Here is a 20,635-nt window from a genome sequence, read left to right as displayed (position 1 = left end):
ATGGCGTTACAAGGTGGCGACGTAATCCGGCGGCGGATGCAGGTCGCAATTGCGCCCGGCCTTGGCTACCTGGCCGGGCAATTCATGGCCTAGCAAGGCCGGCAAGCGGCGGGACAGGTCCAGCAGGTGCGGCAGGTCGATTCCGGTGTGAATGCCGACCTCTTCACACAGGTTGACCAGATCTTCGGTGCAGATATTGCCCGACGCCCCCGGCGCAAACGGGCACCCACCCAGGCCCCCCAGCGCCGCATCAAAGCGTCGGGCCCCGGCTTCGTAGGCGGCCAGCACATTGCACAAGCCCAGGCCGCGGGTGTTATGAAAATGCAGGGTCAGGTCGCTGGCAGGCACGCGTTGCAGCACGCGCTTGACCAGGCGTTCCACCTGGCGCGGGTTGGCCATGCCGGTGGTGTCGGCGAGGCTGATGCCCTGGATGCCCAGTTGCAGATACGCGTCGACCAGTTGCAGCACGCGGTCTTCATCGATCTTGCCTTCGAACGGGCAGCCAAAGGTGGTGGCGATGCTGCCATTGAGGCGTACCGGATGCTCGGCGGCAAAGCTGACGATATCGCCGAATGCCGCCAACGACGCCTCGCACCGCATGCGCATATTCGCCAGGTTGTGGGTCTGGCTGGCCGACATCACCAGGTTCAGTTCGTCGGCGCGCGACTCGACGGCACGCTGGGCGCCCTTAAGGTTAGGGATCAGCGCAACGTAGATCACACCGGCTTTACGCTCGATGCCCTGGAACACGTGTTCGCCATCGCGCAATGCAGGGATGGCCTTGGGCGACACGAAAGAACCGGCTTCGATCCGCGAAAAACCGGCCAGGGAAAGCTGGTCGATCAGGGCGATCTTGTCAGCGGTTTCGACCCAGGTCGGTTCGATTTGCAGGCCATCGCGCGGGGATACTTCCTGCACGATCAGCGGGTCGGAATAGTCAGTGATCATTGCACCACTCCCGAGGTTTTCAGGCGTTGGATGTCGGCAACCGTAAGGCCCAGGCTGCCGAGGATGTCATCGGTGTGCTGGCCCAGGCTCGGGCCCTGCCAGTTTACGGCGCCGGGGGTTTCCGAGAGCTTGGGCACGATGCCGGGCATCTTCACCGACACACCGCCAGGCAGCTCGGCATTGAGCAACATGTCGCGCGCCTGGTAGTGCGGGTCGCTGACGATATCGGCCACGGAGTAGATGCGCCCGGCCGGCACTTCGGCGGCTTCGAGGGCGCTGAGCACCTGCTCGATAGGCAGGCTGCTGGTCCAGTGGGTGATGGCGGCATCGAGCAAACCGCTTTTCGCCGCACGGCCATCGTTGTGGGCGAATTCGGCGGCTTCGGCCAGGTCGGCACGGCCGATGGTGGTCATCAAACGCTTGTAGATTGGGTCGCTGTTGCCGGCGATCACCACATAGGCACCGTCGGCAGTCAGGTAGGTATTCGAGGGGGCGATGCCGGGCAAGGCGCCGCCGCTGCGCTCACGCACGTGGCCGAGCATGTCGTATTCGGGCACCAGGCTTTCCATCAGGTTGAACACGCTTTCCGCCAGGGACACATCGACAATCTGCCCGTCACCCTGGCCGGTCTTGACCCGCAGCAACGACATCAGCGCGCCGATCACACCATGCAACGACGCGAGGGAGTCGCCGAGGCTCACGCCGACCCGCGCCGGGGGCGAATCGGGGTTGCCGGTGGTGTAGCGAATCCCGCCCATGGCTTCGCCGATGGCACCGAAACCAGGGCGGTCGCGGTAAGGGCCGGTCTGGCCGTAGCCGGAGATACGCACCAGGGTCAGTTTGGGGTTGAGCGCGTGCAGTACGTCCCAGCCCAGGCCGAGTTTTTCCAGGCCACCGGGGCGCAGGTTTTCGATCAGCACATCGGCATCGCCGAGCAGTTGCTTGATCAGGCTCAGGCCTTCAGCGGACTTGAGGTCCAGGGCCAGGGATTTCTTGTTGCGTGATTGCAGGTACCACCACAGCGAGGTGCCTTCATGCAGCTTTCGCCATTTACGAAGCGGATCGCCCTGCCCCAAGGCTTCGATCTTGATCACCTCGGCGCCGAACTCGGCCATCAGTCGGGCGGCGAACGGCGCCGCAATCAGCGTGCCGATCTCGATCACCTTGATACCGCTCAAGGGAGCCGTCATGGGGTGTACCTCTTATTCTTGGAATGTGAGCCCAAGGCTAGAGGACAGGGGCAGGAAAAATCCAACCGTCAGTTGGCAAGGAGCGTTCGCTAAATGCGAACGCTCAGATAATCGAACAACAGCCGACTCACTGGCGACAACTGCGCCTCATCGCGCACCACCAGGATCAAACTGCGGTCCGACCAGGCATCGGTCAGCGGCACGGCATGCAGGCCCAGGGCACGGCCAAACAATTCATAGGCCTTCAACGGCAGGATGCCGATGCCCATGTTCGCCTGGACCATCCGGCACATCGCATCAAAGCCCGGCACATGAATACGCAGACGCAGCATCTTGCCGGCCTCGCGCGCGGCGGCGTGGCTGCGCATGTTGATCGAGCTGGCGGCGTGCAGGCCAACGTAGTCACTGTCCAGGGTCTCGACGAAGGCCAGGCTTTCGCGCGGCGCCAACGGGTGATCCGCCGGCATCAACACCACCAGTTTGTCGTGGCGATAGGTCACCCTGGGCAGGCCTTTGGTGTCGGTATCACTGGAGCAAATCCCCAGGTCCGCCACCCCATCCAGCACGCCTTGCACCACGCCGTTGCTGGGGCGCTCTTCAAGGTCGGTTTTCACTTCGGGATGCAGCTCGGAAAAATCCCGCAAGTCTTCTGGAAGAAACTGAATAATCGCCGAAAGATTGGCCAGCATCCGCACGTAACCGCGCACGCCGTGACTGTGCTCGCCGAGCTCCAGGCCCATTTTTTCCACGTTGAACAGCATCTGCCTGGCATGGTGCAGCAAGGTTTCGCCAGCGGCTGTGAGGTCCATGCCCTTGGCGCGCCGTACGAACAGGCTCACACCCAGCACCTGCTCCAGTTCCATCAAGCGCTTGCTGGCTGCCGACACGGCGATGGCTTCGCGGGCGGCGGCACGGGTCAGGGTGCCCTCTTCGAACACCGCGACGAACAGTTGCAGGGTGATCAGATCGAGGCGACGCACCAGGCTCTTGTGCAACATCAGGCGCGCTCGGACGCCAGGCGATTGATCTCGGCCTGTTCCACCAGCGGTTGCGGCGCGCCATGGCGCACCGCCGCGAGCATCGCCCGGCCGACGGTCTCGGTGCTCACCACCCAGCCCGGCTTGACCCGACGCGCCAACGACAGCACTGGCCCGAGCACGGAATAGAAGGCTTGATACAACGGCGTCTTCGAGCGCACACCGTGCAGCGGCTGGATGATCCCCGGCCGGAACAGATACACCGCCTTGAATGGCAGGCGCAGCAAGGCATTCTCGGTCTTGCCCTTGACCCGCGCCCACATCGACTTGCCCGCCTCGGAGCTGTCGGTACCGGCGCCGGACACGTAGATGAACGTCATCTGCGGATTAAGCCGCGCCAGGGTGCTGGCGGCGACGAGGGTCAGGTCATAAGTGAGATGGGTGTACCGGGTTTCATTCATGCCCGCCGAAGAGACACCGAGGCAGAAGAAGCAGGCGTCAAACCCTTGCAGCAGGTTTTCCAGGGGTTGGAAATCCAGCATGTCGTTGTGCAACACCTGATGCAGCTTGCCGTGTTCCTGGGTCAGGGGCGTTCGGCCGACGGCGACGACTTCCTGTACGTCAGCGGCCAGCAGGCACTCGCGCAGGACGCCCTGGCCGACCATGCCGGTGGCACCGAATAACAGAACTCTCATCAAGTACTCCCTTCATCCATCTAGTTTCGACTACCCAAGAGACAGGTCCTTGAAGGCCATCGTCACATCCGGCCTGTATGCGGACACCTTACTCAATCCTGTGGGATACGACCTCAACAAAACGCGAACACCCCCACTGCATTTATTTACCCAATCACAATCAAATGTTCCCTGAATCCGCTACGTTGGGTCATGAACATAAGAATCGGTCGGATGTCCATTGGGACTCACAAAATGTAGGACCTTACTCACAACAAAATATCCATTCGGAGTAGCTTGCATGGGAAATATCTGACTTACCTTATCAAAATTTTCCCTTTACTGTTTTTGCCTTCCCTAAGGACAGGTAAAAACAATGGGAAATATTCAATCAAAAAATCAGTTCACAAATTACAAAAAACTAATTGATCTTGCCGACAGAGACTGGCACTCAGCACAGTCAGGCCGAATCTGCGAACTTAATGTAAAAGTCCAAAACAACAACCAACTTATTGATCAGCATGGACGAAAACTCCATCACTTCTGCACGACGTCATATCTTGGCCTCGACTATCACCCAAACATACTAAAAGGGGCTATACAGGGAATAAAAGAAGCCAAAACACTTCGCATCGCAAACTCAAAAAATCGATGCAAACTTGAAATACTCGAACGATATGAAACAGAGTTATCAGGTCTTTTCAACTCAATCTGCCTCAGCACTTTGTCCTGTAGTGCGGCCAGTTCCGGACTCTTGCCCATGCTCGCCAGCGGCGTATTTACCAATGACTCCCCACCCACTATGGTATTCGACAAACATTCCCACTATTCAATGAATCATATTAAAGCCTCGTGCGCAGATGAAACAGAAGTAAAAACCGCGCCTCACAATGACATGTGCTGGATTGAAGACTTGTGCAAAAAACGTAAAAATGTCGCTTATATAGCAGACGGCATATACAGCATGGGTGGAGTCGCAGATATTGATAGCCTGCTCTACTTGAAGGCACGTTACGGACTGTTCCTTTATTTGGATGACTCCCACGCCCTCTCAGCATTTGGAGATAAAGGGGGCGGCTTTATCCGGCCGCGCTTGCAAGAGATAGACAATAAAACCTTAATCGTGGCCTCTCTAGGCAAATCATTTGGTGCCAGTGGAGGACTGATCATGTTCGGTAGCGAAAGACAGAAAAGTCTAATGTACCGATACGGCGGCCCCAGTAACTGGTCCCAAAGTCTCAATTCTGCCGCCATAGGAGCCGGGCTGGCGTCAATAAAAATACATCAAACAACCGAGCTATCCGTGCGTCAAGAACAGCTTCAAACCAACATCCGGTTATTCGACAGCCTTATCCACACTGAACAACAGGGTGCCCACACCGCAATACGATTGGTAACCTGCGGCGAGGCTGAAAAAGCGAACACACTCGCTATACGACTGGCTGACAGCGGATTTTTTACTTCTGCCGTATTTTTTCCTGTGGTGCCCAAGGGAAAAGCAGCATTACGTATAACTCTTCGGGCAGACATGAGCCCTAAGACAGTAGAGTTGTTTTGCTCAACACTGACAGCCTTAATAGAGGAACACAAAAACGCAAACTAAATTTCGCACCTACTATAACCAACCTCCACATAAGCACTCTTATTTCTCAGTGAGCATAAGCATCAATCATTGTTCGGATCTATACGGAGGAATCGACTTACGATGACGTACGCAGAACTTAAGGCGCAGGATGCCTCCCCTTGAAAAAAACCACCAGTCTCGCCCTCGCGTGCTGCGCCGCCTTCCTCGCCCAAGTCGGCATTAGCAGCTATTTGCCCGCTGTACCGGTCATCGCCCAGTCCCTGCTCGCCGCCGAAGACCACGTCGCACTGGCGCTGGCGGTGTACCTGGTAGGAATGGCGCTGCCGATGTTGCTCTGGGGCAGCCTGGGGGAGCGTTTTGGCAGAAAGCCGGTACTGCTGGGGGCGCTGGCAGTATATGCCTTGGCAAGCGCAGCGATTCCATCGGCCTTTCACGTCGAATCTTTTTTGTCATTACGGCTGATTCAGGGTTTGGGGGCGGGCGGAGTCTCGGTTATGGCCAGATTGTTGGTGAGAGACAGTTTCAGCGGGGCGCTTTTGGCCAGGGGGTTGTCGTGGCTGGGGATGACGTTTGTAATCGCCCTAGGTATCGGCCAGTTCATGGGGTCGCTGTTGCAGGCGGCCTTCGGCTGGAAAGCAATTTTCTATGGGTTGGCAATAAGTGCTGTCACGTTGATTGCTGTGTTGCAAAGGGTGGTGTTTCCGTCGGTGATGAAGACTGATTCGCCAGACTCAGCCTGGCGGATCTACGCCACGATTGTGCGGCATCCCCCCTTTCTACACGCAGCATTGGCCGGTGGGCTGGGCTATGGGTTGATCATTGCATTCAACACCTGTGCACCGCTGATACTGCAAGGGCGTTTCGAGTGGAGCGCGGCGCAGTACGGCTGGCTGGGGTGGCCGATCAGCGGGGCCTATCTGGCGGGGGCGTTTATGGTTAATCGCTTCGTGGCCCGCATAGGGCGGTTGACGATGATGAGCTGGGGCGTGGGACTGGCGTTAACGGGAGCGGCGCTGATGCTGTTGGGCAGTGTGTTTGCCAGCGGGATCGCGCTGTTGTTGTGGCTGCCCTATTGCCTGGCGATATTTGGGCAATCGATGAGTTACCCCATCAGTTTGTCACTTGCTAATGATCAGTCGCCGGTCGGCGGTTCCTATGCCATAGCCTTGAGCGGCTTTATGCATCAGTTGATGGCGGCGTTGATCGGCGGCGTAGCAAGCCTGCTGGTGAGTCAGCAGGCATGGCCATTGGCGCTCTTGTGCGTGGCGTTGGCTGGCGGCGCATTCACGTGTGCCGCCAGTTGCCGGACAGATCAGAACGCGCTGCGAAAGATCTCCTCAATCTGACGCTGATCGGCGCGCCGTGGGTTGGTCAGCCCACATGCGTCCTTCAATGCATTGGTGGCCAGCAGCGGAATGTCCTGCAACTTGGCGCCCAGTTCGCGCAGGCCGGCGGGGATTTCAACGTCCTGGGACAAGCTGCGAATGGCGGCGATGGCGGCTTGGGCGCCCTCTTCGTCAGTGGTGCCCTTGGCGTCGACACCCAGCGCGCGGCCGACGTCGCTCAAGCGCTTGGCACTGACGCTGGCGTTGAAGCTTTGCACATGGGGCAGCAGCACCGCGTTGCACACGCCGTGAGGCAGGTCGTAGAGGCCGCCCAGTTGGTGGGCCATGGCATGCACGAAACCCAGGGACGCATTGTTGAACGCCATGCCCGCGAGGAACTGGGCATAGGCCATGTTTTCCCGCGCGACCTTGTCGCTGCCGTCGCGTACCGCCAGGCGCAGGTTGGCGCTGATCAGTTCGATGGCCTTGATCGCGCAGGCGTCGGTGATCGGGGTGGCCGCGGTGGACACGTAGGCTTCGATGGCGTGGGTCAGGGCGTCCATGCCGGTGGCGGCGGTGAGGCCCTTGGGCATGCCGATCATCAGGCTCGAATCGTTGACCGACAGCAGCGGCGTGACGTTGCGGTCGACGATGGCCATTTTCACGTGGCGGGTTTCGTCGGTGATGATGCAGAAACGGGTCATCTCGCTGGCGGTGCCGGCGGTGGTGTTGATCGCCACCAAGGGCATCTGCGGTTTGCTCGATTGGTCGACGCCCTCGTAGTCGCCGATATGCCCACCGTTGGTGGCGCACAGGGCGATGCCCTTGGCACAGTCATGGGGCGAACCGCCGCCCAGGGACACCACGAAATCGCAGGCGCTCTGCTGCAGCAACGCCAGGCCTTTCTCGACGTTTTCCACATTGGGGTTGGGCTTGGCGCCGTCGTAGATCACTGAATCGATGTCCTGCATCGCCAGCTTCTCGGCGATCATGCTGGCCACGCCCGCCTTGGCCAGGCCGGCGTCGGTGACGATCAATGCTTTGCGAAAACCGTAGTTGCGAATGGCATTCATGGCTTCGTCGAGGCAGTCGGTGCCCATGATGTTGACGGGGGGAATGAAGAAGGTGCTGCTCATGGCGAATCCTCGGATGACGTTTATGCCTACAGCATCAACCTCACCTGCCTGCGGCACCTTGATCAGGATCAACACCCACTCGTGATAAAGTCGCCATCCAGCTGATTTCGAGTAGACCCGCCGCAATGAAGGATTTCCAGGATATTGACGCTCACCTTGAAGACTGGAGCGCCCTGCGCAGCAGCACCGCCTTCAGTGGGATTCTGATCGGCAATGGCGCGAGCCGCACGATTTGGGAAGACTTCGCCTACGACTCGCTGTTCGAAAACGCGCGCACCGTCGAAGAAAAACCCTTGGGCCAATCCGAACTCAGCGTGTTCGACGCCCTGCAAACCCGCAGCTTCGAGCACGCCCTGGGCGCGCTGAAGACCACCAGTCGGGTCAACAAGGCCCTGGCGGTCAGCTCGGCGGCGCCGCGCAATCGCTACTACGCGATCAAGGAAGCGCTGATCAATACCATCCACGCCGTGCACATTCCGTGGCGCCTGGTGCAGCCGTTGACGCTGGCGACGATCAACCGCGAACTGACGAACTACGCCAGCGTGTTCACCACCAATTACGACCTGCTCAACTATTGGGCGATCCTGCACACGCCGGGCATCGATGACCTGTTCCGCAGTGCCGACTCAAGCTTCGACCTGCGCAACACCCACACCGATGCCACGCGCATCCTCTACCTGCACGGCGGCCTGCACCTGGTGCGCAACCTTGACGGCACCGCGCGCAAATTGCCAAGCACCGACAGCACCTTGCTCAGCAGCTTTGCGATCAACAACACGATCAAGACCCTGGACGATGTGCCGCTGTTTATCAACGAAGGCAAGGTGGAAGAGAAGCTCAAGACCATCCGCAGCTCGGATTACCTGTCGTTCTGCTATGAGCAGTTACTGACCCATGAGGGCGCGCTGTGCATCTTTGGCCATGACCTGGGGCCGCAGGATAAACACGTTGTGGATGCAATTCGCCAGGCTCGGCCGACCACCCTGGCGATCTCGGTATCGGGCCGCAGCGAGGGGTTTATTCGCCAGCAGAAGCGGCGGTATTCGGAGTTGTTTGATGGCAGCGGTGCGGCGTTGAAGTTTTTTGCGGCGCGTACGCATCCGCTGGGTGATCCAGCACTCTCAGTACCCGTGGAACGCTGATCAAGCCCCTCAAACTTAAAATAACTGACTGATTTTAAAGGGTTAAAATTTCACCCTAAAGTCTTGAGTCTTGCATAAGCAATTTCAATCGACTGCATTCTTGTGGCGAGCGGGCTTGTCCCGCGTTGGGCTGCGCAGCAGCCCCAAAACCAAGAGCAGAGGCGTGCCTGATACACCGCATTCGTCTTCATCAGGGGCGCTTCGCACCCCAACGCGGGACAAGCCCGCTCGCCACAGAGGTCCCCGTTTGCTGCACGACAGCGCTACGTCGAAGAGGTAGTGGGGCTTCCCACATTTTAAATCGAGTACATCCTTTAAATAGAGACAAATAACAATGATTCTCGATAGTATTCACGACTTTTCCACGTCGTGCTTCGTCAAGAAGGATCTCCATGTCTCGTCCCAAGCCCGACCCGTTGTCGGCCGATGCCTTTCGCGGGTTCTATGCAGATATTCTGCATTTCCTGCGCAAACGCACGGACAACGCCAGCGACGCGGCGGACATGACCCAGGATGTCTTTACCCAGTGGCTGGACTACCGCGACCGGGCCAAGGTCGAGCAGCCACGGGCATTTCTGTTCCAGATGGCACGTAACCTGCTGCGTGATCACTGGCGCAAACAGAAGGTACGGCAGACCGTCCACCCAGATCAGGCCGACAGGGACGCCGAACCGGTCAACGACGAGCAAAACGATCCCATGACCGCCGCGCTTCGTATGCAACGCCTGGAACAGCTGAAAGAAGTCCTCGCCGAACTCTCGCCCCGCAGGCGAGAAGCCCTTATGCTGCACCGCTTCGAAGGCCTGAGCCAGGCGCAGATCGCCGAGCGCATGGGCATTTCGACGAGCATGGTGGAAAAGCACATCGCTTTTGCCCTGCTGCATTGCAAGCGACGCCTTCAAAACGACCCCGGCACGGAGCAGCCAGAATGAACCGCCTGAGCGACACCGATGGCCTGGATATCGAAGCGAGAGATGCCATCGATGCCCAAGCCGCCAGTTGGTTTGCGCGCAACCATAACGACGCGGGCCGGGCCGACCGCAAGGCCTTTGCCGCCTGGCAGGCCACGCCCGCCCATGCCCGCGCCTATGCCGAATTCGAGCAGCTGTGGGCCGACCTGGCCCAGCTGCAGCAACTGAACAAACCCGTGGCACTGCCCACGCGCAAGCCGTCGGTGTGGCGCCCGGCCCTGGCCGTCGCCGCCGCCCTGCTATGCGCGGTATTGGCCAGCCATCTCGGCGCGCCCCGCGAGCTGTATCACAGCCAGGTGGCGGCCCATGCCAAGGGCATGCGCACCTTGAACCTGCCCGATGGCACCACCCTGTATGTGAATGCCAACACCCGCCTGCGCGTGGATTTCAGCGCCCACCAGCGCATCGTGCACCTGGACAAGGGCCAGGTGTATATCGAGGTGGCGGCCGACAAAGAGTGGCCGCTGTTCGTACAGGCGGGCGAGGCGAATGTGCGGGTGGTCGGCACTGGCTTCGATGTGCGCCGCAGCCAACAGCAACTGGTGGTCAGTGTCGCCCACGGCCAGGTCGCTTTCGAGCCGTCCGCCAAAAGCCCCGTTTCCCTGCTCGGCGCCCAGCAACGCGCCATCTACAGCTACGCCAAGGGCACAATGCAGCAGCAAACCCTCACGGCCGAAGAAGTAGCCGATTGGCGCAGCGGGCATTTGTCGTTCCGCAACCGTGAACTGGCCAGCCTGATCGATGAACTGAGCCTGTATCGCCCGCAGGCACCCTTGCAGGTCAGTAACGCGGTGGCGCACCTGAAAGTCTCGGGCAATCTGGATGTGAATGATCCCGACGCCCTGCTCAACGCCCTGCCCGCCTTGTTGCCGGTGAAAACCGTGGTCTCGGCCGATGGCATCGTGCGGATTGAACCGAGTAAATAACCCCCCCGAAAATCTTATTTGAGAATATTTTGCATTCGCAGGTGTGGATTTTTTTATCTGCCCCGTCTTCCTCCGGTCTGCATCTGATCAGCACACCTTTTTGGCCATTTGGCCGCACCGGGGGATTTCATGTTTCGCGCGCCTTGCCACGCTTCGCACCTGTTTTTTCGACCGACCCTCATCGCCACCTGCCTGGCATTCAGCCTCAGTGCCCAGGCCGAGTCGTTCACGCTGCACATGCCCGCCCAGGCGCTGGCCACGTCCCTGAGCCAGGTGGCGCAGCAGGCGAAGATCCAGCTGTTATTCGATGAGGCGCTGCTCAAGAACGTGCAGGCACCGGCGCTCAACGGCGACTTCACACCGGAAGTTGCGATTCGCAGCCTGCTGAAAAACGGCGAGTTCACCCTGATCAAGGTCGGCAGCACGTATGTGGTAAAGCCCGAAGAGGCCAAGACCACCCAGAGCGGCGCGATCCAGCTGGACGCCCTGAGCGTGATCGGCACCGGTAACCTAGTCGACTCCAGCACCGTCGGCCGCTCCACCCTGAGCCAGGCGGATATCGATCGCTACCAGCCCGACAACATTCCTTCGCTACTGCAAACGCTGCCTGGGGTATCCATGGGCGGTTCGCCCAAGCCAGGTGGCCAGACCATGAATATTCGCGGCATGGGCGACGCCGAGGATGTGCCGATGACCGTGGATGGCGCGACCAAAAGTGGCTTCGAGCGCTACCAGCAAGGCACGGTCTTCATCGAGCCCGAGCTGATCAAAAGCATTGAGGTGGAGAAGGGCCCCTACTCGCCCTTCACCGGCAACGGCGGTTTCGGCGGCACGGTCAACATGGTCACCAAGGATGCGCCGGACCTGCTCAAGGACGGGCGTAACACCGGGGCCATGATCAAATACGGCTACTCCAGCAACACCCATGAACAGGTGTACAGCAGCGCGGTATATGGCCGTACCGACGACGGTCGCATGGATGGCATGGTCTACCTGACCCAACGCGACGGCGGCGACTTGAAGCTCGCCGGCACGCCACCCGACCCGCGCAATGAATACCCGATCAACCCCAAGCGCCTCCCCAACAGCGCACAGGACGTAGAGGGCAAGCTGTTCAAATTCAACGCGCACTTCACGGACGAGCACAGCATGGGTCTGTCCTACTCCAGTGCCAAAAGCGAGCGCATGGCGCCATTCTCGGCAAAATCCTACCCATCACCACCGACCCAATCGAGTATCAACCGGTATGGCTACGAAGGCGCACTGAAACGCTTTCTGGCCGACCGAGAAACCGTGGATACCACCTGGTCGGGCAAGTACGAATACCAACCGCTGGACAACCCTCTGGTTGACCTGAAGCTCAGCTACTCGGCGTCCAAGACCGACCAGACCGACGAACGCGGCGAGAACGCAGTCATTGGCCTGAGCACCGGTGGGCGCAAGATGGAAACGTCTTATTCCGACCGCATTCTTGAGCTGCGCAATATCAGCCTGCTGACCACAGGCCCGCTGGAACATGCGGTGACCACCGGCGTGCAGATTCGCAAGCACAATCGAGAAACCGAAAGCTGGATGCCGGGCGCGACCTACAACACCGCGAGATACAACTACGGGCATTTCCAGCCGTATTTCATGCCCCACGGCAAGGCCGATACCCACTCGTTCTACCTCCAGGACGCCGTGACCCTGGGCGACGTGACAATCACCCCATCCCTGCGCTATGACCATGTGCGCAATCGCGGCGAAGCCAACGATGCGCCGTACTACAGCAACCCGGACCCCAGCGTCGGCCATGACTACAGCGACCGCACCTACACCGGCTGGTCGCCGCGCCTGGCCGCGTTCTGGAACCTGACCCCGGATGTGGCCTTCTTCGCCAGCTGGAACCGCACATGGCGTGCGCCGGTCATCGATGAACAGTACGAAGTCCAGGGCGCCGCCAGCACCCGCAGCGCCACAAGCCTTAACCTCGACCCGGAGCGCATTACCGCGATTACAGCGGGCAACGTGACCCACTTCTCCGGCGTCTTCACCCGGGGCGACGACCTGCAGTTGCGCACCACGCTGTTCCACAACCGCATCGAAGACGAGATCATGAAGGCCACCGGCATCGGCTGTGAACGGCAAATGACGGTGCCGGGCAATATCGATACGGTGTGCAACGACACGGCGTCCAGGACCAACTATCGCAACGTGGGCGGCATGACCATCAAGGGCGTGGAACTGGAAAGCTACTACGACTCGACGTACGTGTTCGGCTCCCTGACTTACTCGTGGGCTACGGGCAAACGCGACAACCCTTACACTAATCCGTGGGCAACCGACCGTCACGTATGGGCGCGGGATATTCCACCGGCCAAATGGGTGGTGGTGCTGGGCACCAAGATCCCGAGCTGGGATGCTCAGGTGGGCTGGCTAGGCCAGTTCGTGCGCAAGACCGACCGCGTGCCCACCGACGTCTATGCCAGCGGCTTGAACTCGACCATCGGCGACTTTATCTACGACCAGACCGAGAACGCCAGCTACGACACCCAGGGCCTGTTCGCCAACTGGAAACCGCAGCAGGCCGGCCTCAAGGGCACCGAGGTCAACTTCACCGTCGACAACCTGTTCAACCGCAGCTACCAACCGGCGCTCAGCGGGGAAGGTGTCTACAGCCAAGGGCGCAACGCCAAGATCAGCATCACGCGCTTCTTCTGAAAACTGTACGGATGAATCGGCACCCAGCTGTAAGCCCTTAATCGACGAGGGTTGTGGCTAGATGGGCTTCCCTTGAAGCCCTCTGGATTTCGGATCCCTCCCATGAGCTCGCGCGAAAACACCGGCATGGCCCTCGGCCTGCTGGGCGTCATCATCTTCAGCCTGACCCTGCCCTTCACCCGCATCGTGGTGCAGGAAATCCACCCGTTGCTCAACGGCCTGGGCCGTGCGTTGTTCGCGGCGGTGCCAGCGGCGGCGCTGTTGCTGTGGCGCCGTGAGCGCTGGCCGACCTGGCGGCAGGTGCGGGGTTTGTGCCTGGTAATTGCAGGGGTGATTCTAGGCTTCCCGGTGCTGTCGGCGTGGGCCATGCAAACCTTGCCGGCGTCCCATGGCGCGCTGGTCAACGGCCTGCAACCGCTGTGCGTGGCGCTGTATGCGGCGTGGCTGTCCCATGAGCGGCCGTCGAAAGCCTTCTGGGCCTGCGCGGCGTTGGGCAGTGCGCTGGTGTTGAGTTATGCGTTGATCACCGGCGCCGGCAGTATCCAGGCCGGCGACTTATTGATGCTCGGCGCGATAGCCGTCGGAGGCCTGGGCTATGCCGAAGGCGGCCGGTTGGCCAAGGAGATGGGCGGCTGGCAGGTGATCTGCTGGGCGCTGGTGCTGTCCACGCCGGTGTTAATCGGCCCGGTGTGGTACCTGGCGGCGCAGCACCAAGGCGCGATTTCCATGCGCACCTGGTGGGCGTTCGGCTATGTGTCGCTGTTCTCGCAGTTCCTGGGCTTCTTCGCCTGGTATGCCGGCTTGGCCATGGGCGGCATTGCGCGGGTCAGCCAGATTCAGCTGTTGCAGATCTTCTTCACCATCGCGTTTTCGGCGCTGTTCTTTGGTGAACATATCGAGCCGATTACCTGGGTGTTTGCCTGTGGGGTAATCGTCACGGTGATGCTCGGGCGCAAGACGGCGGTGCAGGCTGCGCCAGCGCCCTGTAGGAGCGAGCTTGCTCGCGAAGGTCGCTAACGATAACGCGGGAAACCTGGCAGCCTGCGGTGCTCTCAGGCTTTTCGCGAGCAAGCTCGCTCCTACAGTGGGCGGCGGTCAGATCAGGTAGCCATCCGCGCGCAGCAGGGTTTCCAGGCAGTGCTCAGTGATGTGATAGAACGCCTTCAGTTCCTGGATTTTTTCCAGCAACTGCGCGTTGTCCACCGGCTCCGCACGCTTGACCGCCAGGATCATCTTGTTCTTGTTGGTGTGCTCCAGGGAGATGAACTCGAACACCTTGGTCTCATAACCACAGGCTTCAAGGAACAACGCACGCAGGCTGTCGGTGACCATTTCCGCCTGCTGGCCCAGGTGCAGGCCGTATTGCAGCATCGGCTTGAGCAGCGCCGGGCTCTGGATCTGCAGGCGAATCTGCTTATGGCAGCACGGCGAGCACATGATGATCGACGCGCCGGAGCGGATGCCGGTGTGGATCGCGTAATCGGTGGCGATGTCGCAGGCATGCAGGGCGATCATCACGTCGAGTTCGCTGGGCGCCACGCTGCGTACGTCGCCGCACTTGAACACCAGCCCCGGGTGCTCCAGGCGAGCGGCGGCGGTGTTGCACAGCGTCACCATGTCTTCGCGCAGCTCAACGCCGGTGACTTCGCCTTCGGCCTTGAGGGTGTTGCGCAGGTAGTCGTGGATCGCAAACGTGAGGTAGCCCTTGCCCGAACCGAAATCGGCGACGCGCACCGGTTGGTCCAGCTTCAGCGGGGAGGAGGTCAGCGCATGGCTGAACACTTCGATGAACTTGTTGATCTGCTTCCACTTGCGCGACATCGACGGGATCAGCGCCTGCTTGGCGTCGGTCACGCCCAGGTCGGCGAGGAACGGCCGGCTCAGGTCCAGGAAGCGATTCTTCTCACGGTTATGCTCGGCCGATGGCGCCTCACGCAGTTGTTGCGGCTTGCTCCTGAACAGCGAGCTTTTGTTCTTCTTGCTGTATTCCAACTGGGCTTCGTCGGTCAGCGACAGCAGGTGCGCGTTCTTGAACGACGCCGGCAGCAACTCGGCAATCGCCGCCACGCCGTCAGCCAGCGGCAAGTTCTTGGTGATGTCGCGGGTCTTGTAGCGGTAGACAAAGGACAGGCACGGCTGCTCCTTGACCGTCACGGCCTTGATGATCAGCCGCTGCAACTCGGCTTCGTCACCGACGTACTTGGCCAGCACCAGCTTGATAAAGGCGTTCTGCGCAAGGCTTGTGCTCAGCAGTTCGATGAACTGGGCGTGATGATCCGGCGCGGGGCTGGCAGGTTGAACGGTGACAGACATGAACAAAAACGCCTCGGGCAGGGAATGCCGGGCATTTTAGGGGGGATGGGGATTAAGGGCACGGGGTTATTTGATCAACGGTACTTTGCCTGACCTCTTGGGACCCAATGTGGGAGGAGGCTTGCCCCCTCCCACATTGGATCTCCAGTGTTGGATGTTCTATTCGAGTACGACCAGGCGGTTGGGAAGTTCATTACGTGTCTGAGTCACCGGCACGTGCACCTTGAGCAACTCGCCACACGCCTCAATGCAGGCAATAAACCCAGCCAGCGTCTGCCCCTGTTTCACCTGCTGGGTAAACGCCTTGACGATCCCATCCCAATGACTGTCATCCAGGCGGCTGGAGATGCCGTCGTCCACCAGGATTTCCACATAGCGCTCGGCCTCGCTGACAAAAATCAGCACCCCGGTGCTACCCAGGGTGTGGTGCAGGTTCTGCTCCAGGAACTGCCGGCGCGCCAGGTTGGATGCACGCCAATGGCGCACCGAGCGCGGGATCAGGCGGGTCGTCACCTTGGGCAGGCGAAACACCAGGCACAACACGATGAACGTCGCCCACTGCGCCAGCAGCAAGGTGTACATGGTCAGGTAGCCCGACAAGTAATGCACCACGCCCGGCACCACCAAGGCGATCAGGCTGGCCCACAGCAGGGGGATGTAGGCATAGTCGTCGGCGCGGGCCGCCAGCACGGTGACCAGTTCGGCGTCGGTGTTTTTTTCGACCCGGGCAATCGCTTCGGCGACTTGGCGCTGCTCGTGTTCAGTCAGTAGTGCCATGGTTGTAGTTGCTCTCTAATTATTGTCATTACCAGCCGCCCGACGCGCCGCCGCCGCCGAAGCCACCACCACCGCCTCGGAAACCGCCGCCACCTCCCCCGCCACCGCCGCCGCCGCGTCCACTGCTGCTGAGGATCGCCAGCAGGATCGCACCTACCGGCAGGCCCATGCGATTGCACAGCCACAACACGCCGATCAGCAGGATGAACAGGCCGATGGAAAAGCCGGGATTATCCTTGGCAAAGTTGGCATCCGCCACATGCGCCGGCACCGCCAGCGGTTCACCGCCGACCACCTGCACCATCGCCGCCACGCCGTCGCTGATGCCCTGGCTGAAATTACCGGCCTTGAACTTGGGGGCAATCACCTGGTTGATGATCACCCAGGACTGCGCATCGGTGAGCACGCCTTCAAGGCCATAGCCGACTTCGATGCGCAACGTGCGCTCATCACGGGCGACGATCAGCAATGCGCCGTTGTCCTTGCCCTTCTGGCCGATGCCCCACTGGCGACCCAATTGGTAACCGTAGTCCTCGATGGGCACGCCCTGCAGGTCGGGCACCGTGACCACCACGATCTGGTCGCCACGGGTCTGTTCCAGCGCCTGCAACTGCTGGGTGATGTGTTCGCGCGTTGCCGGGTCGATCATCTGGGCGGTGTCCACCACCCGTCCGGTCAACGCCGGGAACGTCAGCGCTGCCTGGGCCACACCCACGCAGGCCAGCATCCATAGCGCCAGGCCTATCCGTAATAAACGCATCAACACCTCAGTGCAGCCTATTTGAACTTCACTTGCGGCGCTTTATCGGCATCGGCACTGGTGGCTTCAAAGGTGGCGCGGATCGGCAGATCGCTGTACATCACGCTGTGCCACAAGCGGCCAGGGAAAGTACGGATCTCGGTGTTGTACGCCTGTACGGCCTGGATGAAATCGCGACGGGCCACGGCGATGCGGTTTTCGGTGCCTTCAAGCTGGGATTGCAGGGCCAGGAAGTTCTGGTTGGCCTTCAGGTCCGGGTAGCGCTCGGAGACCACCATCAAGCGGCTGAGGGCACCGCTCAAACCGTCCTGGGCCTGCTGGAACTGCTTGAGTTTTTCCGGGTTATCGAGGGTGCTGGCATCCACCTGGATCGAGGTGGCCTTGGCCCGTGCCTCAATCACGGCGGTCAGGGTGTCTTGCTCATGGGCGGCGTAACCCTTGACCACTTCCACCAGGTTGGGAATCAGGTCAGCGCGGCGTTGGTACTGGTTCTGCACCTGGCCCCAGGCAGCCTTGGCCTGTTCGTCCAGGGTCGGAATGTTATTGATGCCGCAGCCGCTCAATACTGTGCTGATCAATAGCAAAGCCGCGGCCTTGAAGCCCCAGCGGTAATGTTGTGCTGCTTGCATGGTGTTTCTCCTGCCCAAACTTTATGGAATGTGACGACTAACCCTATAAACCGCGCGCTTGGGGCATAATCCGCCACCACTGGATTGCATCGAGCCAATCAGCTACAAAGATGCCCAGCGCGAAAAAGAGTTCAGAGTGTGCTGCATTTATCTGAACAACACCCGAACAACAATAGACGCTCCCCACATTTTGGCCGATCAGCCTAATCGCTGTGCAGTGAGCCGAAAAAGGATATTCATGAAGAAGCTGTGTTTGCTCGGCCTTGTTGCCACTCTGGCCACCCACCCCGTCTGGGCAGAAACAAAGCCTGCTGCGCTTAAAGACAAGGACGCCTTCGTCAGCGACCTGCTCAAGCAGATGACCCTTGATGAAAAGATCGGCCAATTGCGCCTGATCAGCATCGGCCCGGAAATGCCCCGTGAGCTGATCCGCAAGGAAATCGCCGCCGGCCGCATCGGTGGCACGTTCAACTCCATCACTCGCCCGGAAAACCGTCCGATGCAGGACGCGGCCATGCGCAGCCGCCTGAAGATCCCGATGTTCTTCGCCTATGACGTGATCCACGGCCACCGCACGATCTTCCCGATCAGCCTGGCCCTGGCCTCCAGCTGGGACATGGACGCCATCGGTCGCTCCGGGCGCATCGCCGCCCAGGAAGCCGCCGCCGACAGCCTCGACATCACCTTTGCGCCGATGGTCGACATCTCCCGCGACCCTCGCTGGGGTCGCACTTCCGAAGGTTTCGGTGAAGACACCTATCTGGTCTCGCGGATTGCCGAAGTGATGGTCAAGGCCTTCCAGGGCACCAGCCCCGCGAATGCCGACAGCCTCATGGCCAGCGTCAAGCACTTCGCCCTCTACGGCGCAGTGGAAGGCGGGCGTGACTACAACGTGGTCGACATGAGCCCGGTCAAGATGTACCAGGACTACCTGCCGCCGTACCACGCGGCGATCAAGGCCGGTTCCGGCGGTGTGATGGTGGCGCTGAACTCGATCAACGGCGTACCTGCCACCGCCAACACCTGGCTGATGAACGACCTGCTGCGCAGGGACTGGGGCTTCAAGGGCCTGACCGTGAGCGACCACGGGGCGATCTTCGAGCTGATCAAGCACGGCGTGGCCAAGGACGGGCGTGAAGCCGCGAAGCTGGCAATCAAGGCCGGTATCGACATGAGCATGAACGACTCGCTGTACGGCAAGGAACTGCCGGGGTTGCTCAAATCCGGCGAGATCGAACAGAGCGACATCGACAACGCCGTGCGTGAAGTGCTCGGCGCCAAGTACGACATGGGCCTGTTCAAGGACCCGTACCTGCGCATCGGCAAAGCCGAGGACGACCCGGCCGACACCTACGCCGACAGCCGCCTGCACCGTGCCGAGGCCCGTGATGTGGCGCGCCGCAGCCTGGTGTTGCTGAAAAACCAGAACAACACCCTGCCGCTGAAAAAATCCGCGACCATCGCACTCGTGGGCCCGCTGGCCAAGGCCCCGATCGACATGATGGGCAGTTGGGCAGCTGCCGGTAAGCCTGCGCAATCGGTGACCCTGCTCGACGGGTTGAATGCGGTGATCGGCGAGAAAGGCAAAATCGTCTACGCCCGTGGCGCCAACATCACCAACGACAAGGCCGTGGTCGACTACCTCAACTTCCTCAACTTCGATGCCCCGGAAGTGGTGGATGACAAGCGCGCGCCGCAGGTGATGATCGACGAAGCGGTCAAGGCCGCCAAGTCGGCCGACGTGGTGGTTGCCGCCGTGGGCGAGTCCCGAGGCATGTCCCACGAGTCCTCCAGCCGCACCGACCTGAACATCCCGCAAAGCCAGCGCGACCTGATCAAGGCCCTCAAGGCCACCGGCAAGCCGCTGGTATTGGTGCTGATGAACGGCCGTCCGCTGTCGATCCTGGAAGAGAACCAGCAGGCCGACGCCATCCTGGAAACCTGGTTCGCCGGTACCGAAGGCGGCAACGCCATTGCCGACGTGCTGTTCGGTGACTACAACCCGTCGGGCAAACTGCCGATCACCTTCCCACGCTCCGTGGGGCAGATTCCGACCTACTACAACCACCTGACCATCGGCCGGCCATTCACCCCGGGCAAGCCGGGCAACTACACCTCACAGTACTTCGATGACACCACCGGGCCGCTGTTCCCGTTTGGCTATGGCCTGAGCTACACCACGTTCAGCCTGTCGGACATGGCGCTGTCGTCCACCACCCTGAACAAGACCGGCAAGCTCGACGCCAGCGTCACGGTGCAGAACACCGGCAAGGTCGACGGCGAAACCGTGGTGCAGTTGTATATCCAGGACGTGGCAGGTTCGATGATCCGTCCGATCAAGGAACTGAAGAACTTCCAGAAAGTCATGCTCAAGGCTGGCGAAGAGCGCACCTTGCACTTCACCATCACCGAGGAAGACTTGAAGTTCTACAACACCCAGCTCAAGTTTGCGGCCGAACCGGGTGAGTTCAATGTGCAGATCGGCCTGGACTCCCAGGACGTACAGCAGCAGACCTTCGAACTGCTCTAACGCCTGACGCGGTCAAAAATTGTGGGAGGGGCAAGCCCCCTCCCACATTTGA

General features: G+C 60.3%; 17 protein-coding genes and 1 pseudogene. 9 read left to right on the top strand and 9 right to left on the bottom strand.

Annotated elements, in window-relative coordinates; all coding sequences use genetic code 11:
* Positions 1 to 6: 6 nt before the first annotated feature.
* The 4 genes from ACHPFG_RS07990 to ACHPFG_RS07975 form a co-directional block, all read right to left on the bottom strand.
* Entirely contained in the window at positions 7 to 948 is a 942-nt protein-coding gene (locus ACHPFG_RS07990) for a hydroxymethylglutaryl-CoA lyase (protein ID WP_431702032.1), read from the bottom strand.
* Positions 945 to 2,138 (bottom strand): CaiB/BaiF CoA transferase family protein, encoded by a 1,194-nt coding sequence (locus ACHPFG_RS07985; RefSeq protein ID WP_431702031.1) that lies wholly within the window; start codon positions 2,136 to 2,138, stop codon positions 945 to 947. The genes ACHPFG_RS07990 and ACHPFG_RS07985 overlap by 4 nt, the downstream gene beginning before the upstream one ends.
* Before the next feature lie 89 nt (positions 2,139 to 2,227).
* On the bottom strand, positions 2,228 to 3,136 hold the full coding sequence (locus tag ACHPFG_RS07980; protein ID WP_131697151.1) for a LysR family transcriptional regulator: 909 nt from the start codon (positions 3,134 to 3,136) through the stop codon (positions 2,228 to 2,230).
* Positions 3,136 to 3,810 carry an NAD(P)H-binding protein gene (locus ACHPFG_RS07975; RefSeq protein WP_431702030.1) on the bottom strand — a complete coding sequence of 225 codons (675 nt, stop codon included), beginning with the start codon at positions 3,808 to 3,810 and terminating at the stop codon, positions 3,136 to 3,138. Before ACHPFG_RS07975 ends, ACHPFG_RS07980 begins: the two co-directional genes overlap by 1 nt.
* Before the next feature lie 355 nt (positions 3,811 to 4,165).
* Between ACHPFG_RS07975 and ACHPFG_RS07970 the strand changes: the two genes are divergently transcribed.
* Entirely contained in the window at positions 4,166 to 5,392 is a 1,227-nt protein-coding gene (locus tag ACHPFG_RS07970) for an aminotransferase class I/II-fold pyridoxal phosphate-dependent enzyme (RefSeq protein WP_431702029.1), read from the top strand.
* Positions 5,393 to 5,532: 140 nt separating this feature from the next.
* Complete coding sequence (locus ACHPFG_RS07965; RefSeq protein WP_431702028.1) at positions 5,533 to 6,720, top strand: MFS transporter; 1,188 nt, start codon at positions 5,533 to 5,535, stop codon at positions 6,718 to 6,720.
* Here ACHPFG_RS07965 and yiaY read toward each other — a convergent pair.
* On the bottom strand, positions 6,687 to 7,835 hold the full coding sequence (gene yiaY, locus ACHPFG_RS07960; protein ID WP_431702027.1) for an L-threonine dehydrogenase: 1,149 nt from the start codon (positions 7,833 to 7,835) through the stop codon (positions 6,687 to 6,689). The genes ACHPFG_RS07965 and yiaY overlap by 34 nt on opposite strands.
* A gap of 125 nt (positions 7,836 to 7,960) precedes the next feature.
* Between yiaY and ACHPFG_RS07955 the strand changes: the two genes are divergently transcribed.
* From ACHPFG_RS07955 to ACHPFG_RS07930, 6 genes and pseudogenes are all read left to right on the top strand, one after another.
* Positions 7,961 to 8,977 (top strand): DUF4917 family protein, encoded by a 1,017-nt coding sequence (locus ACHPFG_RS07955; RefSeq protein ID WP_431702026.1) that lies wholly within the window; start codon positions 7,961 to 7,963, stop codon positions 8,975 to 8,977.
* Between the two features lie 392 nt (positions 8,978 to 9,369).
* Positions 9,370 to 9,909: an RNA polymerase sigma factor gene (locus ACHPFG_RS07950; protein WP_431702025.1), complete on the top strand. Its 540-nt coding sequence runs from the start codon at positions 9,370 to 9,372 to the stop codon at positions 9,907 to 9,909.
* Positions 9,906 to 10,874, top strand: coding sequence for a FecR family protein (locus ACHPFG_RS07945; protein ID WP_431702024.1), 969 nt, complete (start codon positions 9,906 to 9,908; stop codon positions 10,872 to 10,874). The genes ACHPFG_RS07950 and ACHPFG_RS07945 overlap by 4 nt, the downstream gene beginning before the upstream one ends.
* A gap of 129 nt (positions 10,875 to 11,003) precedes the next feature.
* On the top strand, positions 11,004 to 13,574 hold the full coding sequence (locus tag ACHPFG_RS07940; protein WP_431702023.1) for a TonB-dependent hemoglobin/transferrin/lactoferrin family receptor: 2,571 nt from the start codon (positions 11,004 to 11,006) through the stop codon (positions 13,572 to 13,574).
* 102 nt (positions 13,575 to 13,676) lie between these two features.
* Positions 13,677 to 14,591 (top strand): DMT family transporter, encoded by a 915-nt coding sequence (locus ACHPFG_RS07935; protein WP_431702022.1) that lies wholly within the window; start codon positions 13,677 to 13,679, stop codon positions 14,589 to 14,591.
* Positions 14,545 to 14,661: pseudogene (locus ACHPFG_RS07930) on the top strand (outer membrane lipoprotein carrier protein LolA); the annotation flags it as partial. The gene ACHPFG_RS07935 and the pseudogene ACHPFG_RS07930, both read left to right, overlap by 47 nt.
* Before the next feature lie 8 nt (positions 14,662 to 14,669).
* Here the strand turns inward: ACHPFG_RS07930 and ACHPFG_RS07925 are convergent.
* From ACHPFG_RS07925 to ACHPFG_RS07910, 4 genes are all read right to left on the bottom strand, one after another.
* Positions 14,670 to 15,887, bottom strand: coding sequence for a class I SAM-dependent methyltransferase (locus tag ACHPFG_RS07925; RefSeq protein WP_167656527.1), 1,218 nt, complete (start codon positions 15,885 to 15,887; stop codon positions 14,670 to 14,672).
* A gap of 159 nt (positions 15,888 to 16,046) precedes the next feature.
* Complete coding sequence (locus tag ACHPFG_RS07920; RefSeq protein ID WP_431702021.1) at positions 16,047 to 16,664, bottom strand: TPM domain-containing protein; 618 nt, start codon at positions 16,662 to 16,664, stop codon at positions 16,047 to 16,049.
* Positions 16,665 to 16,692: 28 nt separating this feature from the next.
* Positions 16,693 to 17,424, bottom strand: coding sequence for a TPM domain-containing protein (locus ACHPFG_RS07915; RefSeq protein ID WP_431702020.1), 732 nt, complete (start codon positions 17,422 to 17,424; stop codon positions 16,693 to 16,695).
* Between the two features lie 17 nt (positions 17,425 to 17,441).
* Entirely contained in the window at positions 17,442 to 18,053 is a 612-nt protein-coding gene (locus tag ACHPFG_RS07910) for a LemA family protein (RefSeq protein ID WP_131697162.1), read from the bottom strand.
* A 238-nt stretch (positions 18,054 to 18,291) separates the two neighbouring features.
* Between ACHPFG_RS07910 and bglX the strand changes: the two genes are divergently transcribed.
* A complete protein-coding gene (bglX, locus tag ACHPFG_RS07905; protein ID WP_431702019.1) occupies positions 18,292 to 20,583 on the top strand; it encodes a beta-glucosidase BglX in 2,292 nt (763 codons plus the stop codon).
* Positions 20,584 to 20,635: the final 52 nt, after the last annotated feature.

The sequence above is a fragment of the Pseudomonas sp. BR20 genome, from assembly GCF_050780135.1.
Lineage (GTDB): Bacteria > Pseudomonadota > Gammaproteobacteria > Pseudomonadales > Pseudomonadaceae > Aquipseudomonas.
Note: the sequence above shows the minus strand (reverse complement) of the source record. Positions and strands in the feature narration are given on the sequence as shown.